This window comes from Sarcina sp. DSM 11001, from assembly GCF_900101015.1.
In the GTDB taxonomy this organism is placed as follows: Bacteria; Bacillota; Clostridia; order Lachnospirales; family Lachnospiraceae; genus CAG-791.
The window spans coordinates 1-8941 of the sequence record NZ_FNFZ01000054.1 but is presented as its reverse complement, the minus strand read 5'-3'; the positions used below and the strand labels follow the sequence as shown (position 1 = coordinate 8941).

The window sequence follows — 8941 nt, the reverse complement described above, 5'->3', positions numbered from 1 at the left end:
AAGGTCTGCCTTGTGACACGCAGTAGCTGCAGTACATCTTTTGAACGCAAAAGCATCACCTCCTTCAAGGTGATTTTATCACGGAAATACATATTATATTAAAATATTTTCATATTTTATAACATATTTAATGTATTTTTGAACCATATAAAAATTGTCGTACATTATCCCGAATTGACTACAATTAATTCAGATTGACACAATTTTACTCACACCGCAAATATCAAGGGGCTGACGAGTACTTCCTCAATGCGGAAACATGGGGACAGAAACAAAAGGACCGTCCCTTGTTTTCTATTACAGTTTTTCCTACACCCGCAAATGTCAAGGGGCTGACGAGTACTTCCTCAATAAGGAAACATGGGGACGGAAACAAAAGGACCGTCCCCCTGACACCCCCCTGGCCTCCCTGTCACACCCATTCACCTGTATGTTTCCACTATGCTGTCATAAGCGCTGATTGCGAACTCAAACCGGTCGAAGAGCACTTTCTCCGGATACAGGCCGTCCGCGTTCTGCCCGATCTCCCTGAATGAGAGATCGTAGATGGCCGGAGAGTGATCCCATGTCAGGATGTCGGCCTCTCTGAGCTGTTCCGGCGTCTGATAGACAAGGTCCACATCCCAGAAGGCCTCGCCACTCTCATTGCACCAGCGGCTGAAAACCAGTTTGCCGCCGATAGGAGTCCGTTTTTCAATCCCCGACGGCAGTTCATAGGGTTCCACTTCCAATGAAGCAAGCACACTGCAAAGGTTCAGGTCGTGTCCGCACAGGAAAGTGAATTTTCTTTCATCGCATGTCATCTCACCCAGTATCTCTTTCAGAAGCGGATTCGCCGCGTTCCGGGCAACAAGCGGCGTAAAAAGCAGTATCCCGTGGTATACATCCTTGATTCCCGCAATATCACACCACTGCTCAGTACTGAGTATTTTCCCGAAAGCCGCTTCCACAGGATCTTCTTCGTAATACTGCAGCATCAGTGCGTCGCTCAATACGCTGGCTGTTTTTATCGAACCTTCCACAGCCGGGTCCTTACCGGCTTCCAGAATCACGGTGGTGTCGTCTGTCCGGAATTCGCCCACCGCACCTTCTTTCCAGGCCTCGGAATCCCGAATATCGAGCACATCCTCCAGCAGCCTGTAATTATCCTCCAGCCTGGTAATCTCATCAGAATACATCTCGTCAATCTGCTGCAGGGCGGCCTGCTGATATGTCTCTGAAAAAAAAGTCAGCCGGTTGGAAAACACAGGATCTGTCTCGTCAAACTGCTCATGGTATTCAACTTCCGAGTTAAAAGCCGGGAGCAGCCCAGCAGAGAAGAACCGGGCAGTCGCAATGGTCCGCTGCCTGGAATTGGCGTAGATCCTGACTTCTCCTTCTTCCGGACGATAATTCTCCGGGAACAGTCCTTCCCGCTCCAGCCAGATCCGGAAATACTGTCCCATGCATGTTTCCAGGACGCCGCCGCGTACAGACAGCTGGCTTGTAGGGGATGTCCATGCAAACCATTCATGCGGTGTGAGTTTTCCGGCGCCCTGATTCTTTCCGATCAGGGGGGACCGAATATTGTGCCGGCTGAGCACAACAACCCGATCAAGCGTATAGCCGTCGTGGGTCAGCGCATCCGGAGACACATATACGGTATCCGTATCTGCCTGCGGCTGACTTACCTGATCCGGCTGATCTGACGGAGTTGTCTGATCTGACTGCTCTGCCTGAGTTGTCTGATCTGGCTGTGTTGTCTGACCTGCCTGAGTTATCTGACTTGCCTGAGTTGTCTGACCTGCCTGAGTTGTCTGACCTGCCTGAGTTGTCTGATCTGGCTGACTTGACTGATCTTGTTGATTTAACTGACCTTGTTGATTTGTCTGACCTGTCTGATTTTGCTGATTTGCCGCATCAGCATCCATTCCCTTCGTTCCTTTCGCTGCACTGCATGCCACACAGCAACAGAGCAGAGCGGCGATCACGATGCTGAGGGTTTTCTTCCCTGCATTTCCTGTTTTGAACATTGTTTCCATCCTCCAATAAAACTTTTGCAGCGTCAGGTTCTTCTGGCTGCAGGAAATGGTGGCCTGTAATTCAGACTCTTTCGGCAGCACATCCTACGTAAATCCCATTTTCCACCGCCATTTTCATGATCTCCTGCTCTTCCGCAAATGTTGCACAGTATTGCCTCGGATTGACTGCATTTAACTCAGATTGACACAGTTTTACTCATACCCGCAAATGTCAAGGGGCTGTCGAGTAATTGTTGGAGCAGATGCCAAAACATCCCATATCTTTCCAGATATGAGATGTTTTCTGAGAACTATTATCTAACCGTTAATCAAAGATAACAAAGCTGTTTCACTCCAGTCTTTATTGGGGTAGATTGTAATATCTTCCTTATGTTTCCTGACTATTCTGACCGGTTTGGAATTGGTATTGTCATACACATGCAAAATATCACAAATCTCCATCAGTACACTAATATTAGAGAGGGACTTTCTATATCTTTCCCTTACCTTCTTTGGATCTACATCATGTCCGCCAAGTGCGGCTCTGGAACGCACCCTTGCAACATTCAGGTCAGGGCTAGCTGTTAGAACAAAAACACATTTAATGAAATATCCAGCATCCTTTGCTGCCCTGAGTATGTGAATCTTGTATTCTGAAGACAGAACGGTCTCAAATGTAAAATCTTCTTTCTGACGGATAGACTCATATCTGAGTTCATCAGCTTGTACAGCAGCTTTCTCGTTGCTGATAAAACTTGTTCTGACCATATCATCCGCATTTGTATAGCGACCTACAATTTCAAAATATTCTGTTATTGTGCTCTTCCCTGATCCATTTGGCCCGGCAAATATCAACACCATAGGTTTACGTTGATCATTCAATGATTTCTCTCCGTCCGTCAGCATATTCCAAGTATGCAGTTCCTGTTTCTCTGTCATATTTGGCAATTGGTTTTCCAAATATTCTTGTCCTCTCTACAGCCTTTTCAACAGCCTTTTGAGCTCTGATATCCATCTCCCGATCTCGATAGGAAATGTCGCCGGTTAATGCAAGCCCCCTGCTCGAATATCCCTTTTTCGCAACATGTATTATTCTTCCGGACTCCATTACAACCGGTTCCTTTTTAATACCTGCACCCATATCTAGCACCTCCGTTTCATTATTCATAAAAATCAGGCTCAGATGCTTTTTTCACTTCTTCTATTTTTCAAATACGTCTCTTGCATGCTCTATTGCTATACCTCATTATACACACTCTACCTGCAAGAATCCATATCATTGCTATGTAAAGTCAAGTATTGATAATCCTCGTTCATTCATGGTTTCAAAAATGACATCCAGGATTAAACACAATTAACTCAGATTGACACAGTTTTACTCATACCCGCAAATGTCAAGGGGCTGACGAGTACTTCCTCAATGCAGAAACATGGGGACGGAAATAAAAGGACTGTCCCTTAGCCCTGTTCACATGAAGTCTCTTATTATCTAAGACTTTCTATGATTTCTTTGTTAAATCATAGAAGGTCTTAGTCCGTCTAGCTCGTGATTACCGCCTTAAGGTCTTTAACGTCACTTCACTCCTAGGGGTTTTGACCCTTACATCATTTTATAACTCTTCATATCATTCCTTTTCAATAATCGATGCCTTCAATAATTTCTTTTCAAGCTTTTTTGTCCAATCACTAGCATTCGTCTGATTGTAGCGTTTCACTTTATTATAGGCATCAGCACAATATCTAATATAATCCTTATAAGCATCTGCTGACTTCATATGTTCTGCAACAGAGTTTCTAACATAAAATTTAAAAACAGTTATCTGTTTTGCGGGATCATCTTTTACAGATACTATAGGTTTCATTAATAGTTTATGCGCTTTTTCATATAATTCTGGAGTTTCAGCTGATTCACTTTCTTCAATTCTCAACATATTTAATATTGCTTGTTGTGTGTCAATCTGAAACGGAACTACTGTATCAGTTGTTCGGAAGTATTCATAAGCATTATCTATAAATTTCTGTGCAAGATCATATCTCTTAACATTTGTACATGCTATGGAATACTGAAGCCAATAGAATGAATTCTGTTTGTAATAATCCAGATTCTTCAAGCTATCATAATAGCGGATCAAAAACGCCTCTTTGTTTCCAGTTCCTAAAATTGTTTTCACATGTGAATATGAAATAATATTTCTTAATACGCTATTGTATTGTTCTATCATGTAATAACTATTTGCATATTCTGCTACTTTAATCAACACATTTATAATAGCATCATCATATCCCAATTCTTGAAGGATAAATTTTGCTGTTACTGCCGACTTGATATTATACTCAGCTTTTCCGGAGCCAAAATCCAAGATTTCCTTTACATCAGAATTGCTAACAAAATTTGCTTCCATTGCAATGTTGATTCCAATTATTCTCCCAATATCTGTAGCGCTAATATTTAAGCTCATAATCTTGACCAAAAGAGCAAGAACTAAAGCATTATAATAATTGCCAGACATCTCTTTGATATTTTTTATCGTCTTCTTGAACCTTCGCCTCATCGATTCTGCATGAATGGTGTTTATCAGAATCGATTGGAATTCCCTATTTCCCTTATTTCTATCTTTTAATTCTGAATATTGCTTAGCAGTATGTTTGCTAAGACGCCCCCATAAACCATTTCGCTCAAAAATAACTCTTAACATTGATATTTCATGATTATCCAGTTTGTTCAAATTGATAAATTCGGATTCTCCTTCCTTGAGACTCAAAAAATTAGTCACATCTACAACTCGAATATCACGCAACGCGGATCTTGCGGAAAAAACAAACTGAATATCTTTCAAACAGTAGTAGCCAAATTCTTCAATAACCTTTGTGAAATTAAAGTAATTCTCTATCACAACTAGCCGTTTCCCTTTAACCTGAGAAATCTGCCTTATCTCCTGATGAATGCAATTCGGATACTCATTTTGCAGTGTAAAAATCTCGTAACCTAATCCATGAAGTCTTTGTTTTAGTTCTTCGATGAATATTGTTTTACCGTTACCAAGGTTTGAATGAACATACAAAACTTTTTTCCCATTCGACAATAAATTTACCGCATTTTCAATTTGTGTTCGGTCGACAATGTTCAAATACTTTCCACTACGTTTATACCAAATATTAGGAACTTTGTTATAATTGCCAAGAAGCAAAAATGAATGGACATCTGCTATAGTAGCTACTGATAAACTATAGGCCTGGGAGTACCGTTCGAAAGACTGGTACATAATCGGATTATCAGAAACATACGGATTCTTCAAAATATAATCAGAATATAGCTTTGTAAACTCCTCGATACCTAGCGGAAGTACATTACCATATCTGCCTAGTTTTCTCTTGTTATCGTCACTAATGTCTGCTTTATTTACAAAATAAACCTTATCTTTTATTTGCGCATTGCAAATAAAACGCTTTATATCCAAATCATAATTTAAAGACAGACCAACAATAATTACACATGCTGACGATTCAATATCTGAGTTAAAAATCGAACCCCATTGACTTTTTTCAATATAATCTGAAACAAGGTAGCTTTTCCCCGTAAGTTTTAATTCCGTGGTTACCTTATCTTCCGTAAGATTATTTATATAACCATTAAGATACACACATAACCTCTCGTTAATTAGTTTCGGTTCATATTTTGTATCCAAAGTAACAGGAACATAAGTCTGGTCGTCATCTGCAGTTGCAAGTCTAGGAATTTCATCGTAATTTGTAGTATATACTCTTAGCCATTTAATTCTGTAGAGATCTTTTTGAGCCTTGGTAATCTCTTTCACATACAAATTGGTTTTCAAAAATTCGGCCAGCTCTTGCGCAGAGTGGGTCTCAAGATACATTTCAGATGAATCCTGCAAATCTCCTGGATCATCTGGATTGAAGTTTTCACATTCATGATATAGCCTCTCTGAAAGTTGAGTTCCAGAGGGAAACTCCTTTCCATTAGCTCCAATGGCTTTCATGTGAGCTCCACTACCAGTTATCAGAATAGCACGTCCACTCTTCACTTTTTCAAAGATCTCTTTTAACTCCATCCTCTGCTCCTTAATTACAACTTAACACACGAATATTACACAAACTATTATCATTTGCAGAAATATTGGAAGCCATTTTTTCTTTTCGCTCAGACATAAACGACAAAGAAATTCTTTATCATATAATGATTATCACTCTGGCAGTTTGAAATCAAAATACAAATCCTCCGGCGCAGTCACATCCATCGGGATATGGAACAGGTGCGCTCCATTGGGTTTCTTTGAGCCATCTATGTATTCCATGTGGCCGGATCCGATATAGGTAAACGGTAGCTGGATCCTATCCTCATTGTCCACTTTTCTAACAAAGATATGCATCTTTCTGCTATTCTTTAAGGCATTGAGTTCTCGGTCACTGACATTAGCGACTGTTTCCCACTGGAATGTGTTTTCATCGATATATCCGTCTACATACTTAAGGTCATCCTTGGTGCTGTTGGCTTTAATAACTGTTACATATGCATAGACAATGCCCTCATATATCTTTGTTCCGACCATGATGTCCTTCGTGGGAAATGGGGACGGTCCTTTTGTTTCTGTCCCCTTGCTCATACGTGAAACAGGGGGACAGAAACAAAAGGACCGTCCCCTATCTCCCTTCCGGAAGAAGTCCTTCAAAAAACCGCCTGGTCTGTTCCGCCGAAAAGCTTTCCCGCTGTAAAGGAAGACTGATGGAAACCGGTAATGCATTTCTGTCAGCCAGGTATTCCCCTATATATGAGAACGTTGCTGTCCGATAGCTTTCACCGCTGATCGATCCAACAGGAACCATCCTGCCGTCTCTTTCAATGCTGATTTGATACTTCTCATGATCCATGTTCACGTCCTTCCAGGCACAGATCCAGCCCAAGCAGATTTGCCAGGTAGATGGCCTTCTCAAGTTCGGCAGTTTTCTTCCCGTTCTCAAGATCAGATATGAAACTCACGCTCAGTCCGCTGAATTCAGACAGAAACCCCTGCGTATAATGCAATTCCTTACGTCTTGCACGGATCACTTCTCCAAAGGCTGCCGCACTTGTGATACGCATCATCCTCTCCTCCAAGGCTATAAAAAACCGCACGGAAACCCACACCCCCATGCAAATTTCGCCGTACGGCTCATAACAGTGTTCTTTAAGAAAAATTCGCCGTACGGCTCAATATTGCATTACAGCATCATTATTTAGCCGTACGACTAATTTTCCCAATTATATCATCTTTGCCACCAGGACACAATCTGCTGTTTTCCCAAGCCCGCAAATGTCAAGGGGTGGGGAAATGGGTGGGGAAATGGGGACGCAGGGAAATGGGGACGATCCTTTTGTTTCTGTCCCCTTGTTCATACATGAAACAGGGGGACGGAAACAAAAGGACCGTCCCCTCAGAGTGTCCGACAATAAAAACATAAAGATTTCCCTGAAGGCTCAGGCACATTTGTCAGGTCTTAATGACTGCAAACACACCGGTAAATACAAGACTTTGTACGCGTTTTCAGCATTTGTGCAGTGAGGGTCAGTGAAGAAAAATAAATATCCTATTATTTTCCTCATTACTTCCTCAAATCCGAGGAGATTGATTGCTCTCTGCATGTTATAGGTCAGAGAAAAGAGCGCAAACTCCCCTGTCACTTTCCTGTTTCCCCTGAGCAGAAAGTAACTGGAGTCCTGAAAACGTTTTATGCTGCCAAAAGGATGTTCCGAAAGGCACATCCGGTTTGCCATTTTCCGGCGGTCAGGAACAAGCGTGATCGTGACCATCATCCGCTTTTCCCTTTTGACCCTCCGTTTTTGGAATACCGGTTTTTTGCCTTCCGACTTTTGCCATACCCCATTTGGCTTGCAGAATTCATCTTTGTTGAATTCGACCTCCTTAAAGCCTTTCCTGCCCTTATAGCATTTATCCCGGTAAGGGCAGCGCCGGCAGGCCATTTTATTGATGTACCTTATGCGGTCTTTTTTCGTCACCATGTTCTGGCGAAGGATTTCTCCTGCCGGGCAGTACACGATGTTCCGCGCGGGATCCCTTACAAAATATCCTTCCGCCGCTTTGGAAAGCATCTCTTCTTCATCCTGAAAGGGAGACCTGGCAACGGGCTCATTTTCTGACCGGATCAAGACATTCTTTTCCTGTATCTGGATGGAAGAAATGTGGCTTTTGTACGCGTCCGGAATGATGCCTGCCCGGAGGCACTTGCTTAGTTCCGCAGGGTCAACGCTTTCCGGGTGCGGGTCTTCACATGGTTCATAAGGAAGTTCAATGGTATAAGAATCCTGTCCATCCGGCAGAATCACGTTCGGAAGGATCCCGTTTTCCAGGCATCGCGCCATGTCTTCTTCTGACTGGTAGCCTTTATCTGCTGTTGCTTCAAGGATCCTGTGTGGTCTTTGTTCCTTAAGGCCGTGAAGTGTCGATTCCAGCTGCCCATAGTCAGTGGGGTCGCTGGAGACGGTAAAGTCAGCAATCATGTGTGTGTTGGATTCCACTGCCGTCTGCACGTTGTGGGATACAGTGAAACCGTTACGGTTTTTCATCAGTCTGGCATCCGCGTCAGTCAGGGAAATCTGGGACAGATTGTTTTGTTCCATATATTCCCTGTAGCGCTCATATTTCTCCAGACGTTCCCTGGCTTCTGCGAGCTTTGCTTCAAGCTGCTCGGATGTAAACGATCCGTCGGTGGTTTCCTCCCGGCTGTCCTCCCGGTCCTGTTTATCCATCTGGCGGAGGTACTCTTCGATGTGCCCTTTCAGCCATGCAATGCGGTCATCTATCTTGCTGCTTGTGAAGTTATTGCTTTTAGCATTACATGCTATGATTTTTGTGCCGTCAACGGACAAATAACCTGTCATCAGGTCTTCAAAACGTTTGTTAAATTCGAGGAAGACGTCTTTGAGC

At 42.7% G+C, this 8941-nt stretch carries 7 protein-coding genes; all 7 read right to left on the bottom strand.

The window, feature by feature from the left end:
- Positions 1–422 precede the first annotated feature (422 nt).
- On the bottom strand, positions 423–1634 hold the full coding sequence (locus tag BLT02_RS16345) for a histidine-type phosphatase (RefSeq protein ID WP_175453912.1): 1212 nt from the start codon (positions 1632–1634) through the stop codon (positions 423–425).
- A gap of 684 nt (positions 1635–2318) precedes the next feature.
- On the bottom strand, positions 2319–2882 hold the full coding sequence (locus tag BLT02_RS16340; RefSeq protein ID WP_242869857.1) for a zeta toxin family protein: 564 nt from the start codon (positions 2880–2882) through the stop codon (positions 2319–2321).
- A complete protein-coding gene (locus tag BLT02_RS16335; protein ID WP_092998003.1) occupies positions 2875–3141 on the bottom strand; it encodes a hypothetical protein in 267 nt (88 codons plus the stop codon). The genes BLT02_RS16340 and BLT02_RS16335 overlap by 8 nt, the downstream gene beginning before the upstream one ends.
- 484 nt (positions 3142–3625) lie before the next feature.
- A complete protein-coding gene (locus BLT02_RS16330) occupies positions 3626–6070 on the bottom strand; it encodes a hypothetical protein (protein WP_092998000.1) in 2445 nt (814 codons plus the stop codon).
- A gap of 132 nt (positions 6071–6202) precedes the next feature.
- On the bottom strand, positions 6203–6568 hold the full coding sequence (locus BLT02_RS16325; RefSeq protein ID WP_175453911.1) for a DUF3427 domain-containing protein: 366 nt from the start codon (positions 6566–6568) through the stop codon (positions 6203–6205).
- A gap of 308 nt (positions 6569–6876) precedes the next feature.
- Complete coding sequence (locus BLT02_RS16315) at positions 6877–7101, bottom strand: helix-turn-helix domain-containing protein (protein ID WP_242869856.1); 225 nt, start codon at positions 7099–7101, stop codon at positions 6877–6879.
- A 372-nt stretch (positions 7102–7473) separates the two neighbouring features.
- On the bottom strand, positions 7474–8941 hold a 1468-nt coding region (locus BLT02_RS16310; protein WP_092997991.1), incomplete at its 5' end, for a transposase.

Coding starts and splice junctions, on each gene's coding strand:
- BLT02_RS16335 (WP_092998003.1), bottom strand. CDS start 3,141: ATGGGTGCAGGTATTAAAAAGGAACCGGTTGTAATGGAGTCCGGAAGA.
- BLT02_RS16330 (WP_092998000.1), bottom strand. CDS start 6,070: ATGGAGTTAAAAGAGATCTTTGAAAAAGTGAAGAGTGGACGTGCTATT.
- BLT02_RS16325 (WP_175453911.1), bottom strand. CDS start 6,568: ATGGTCGGAACAAAGATATATGAGGGCATTGTCTATGCATATGTAACA.
- BLT02_RS16315 (WP_242869856.1), bottom strand. CDS start 7,101: ATGATGCGTATCACAAGTGCGGCAGCCTTTGGAGAAGTGATCCGTGCA.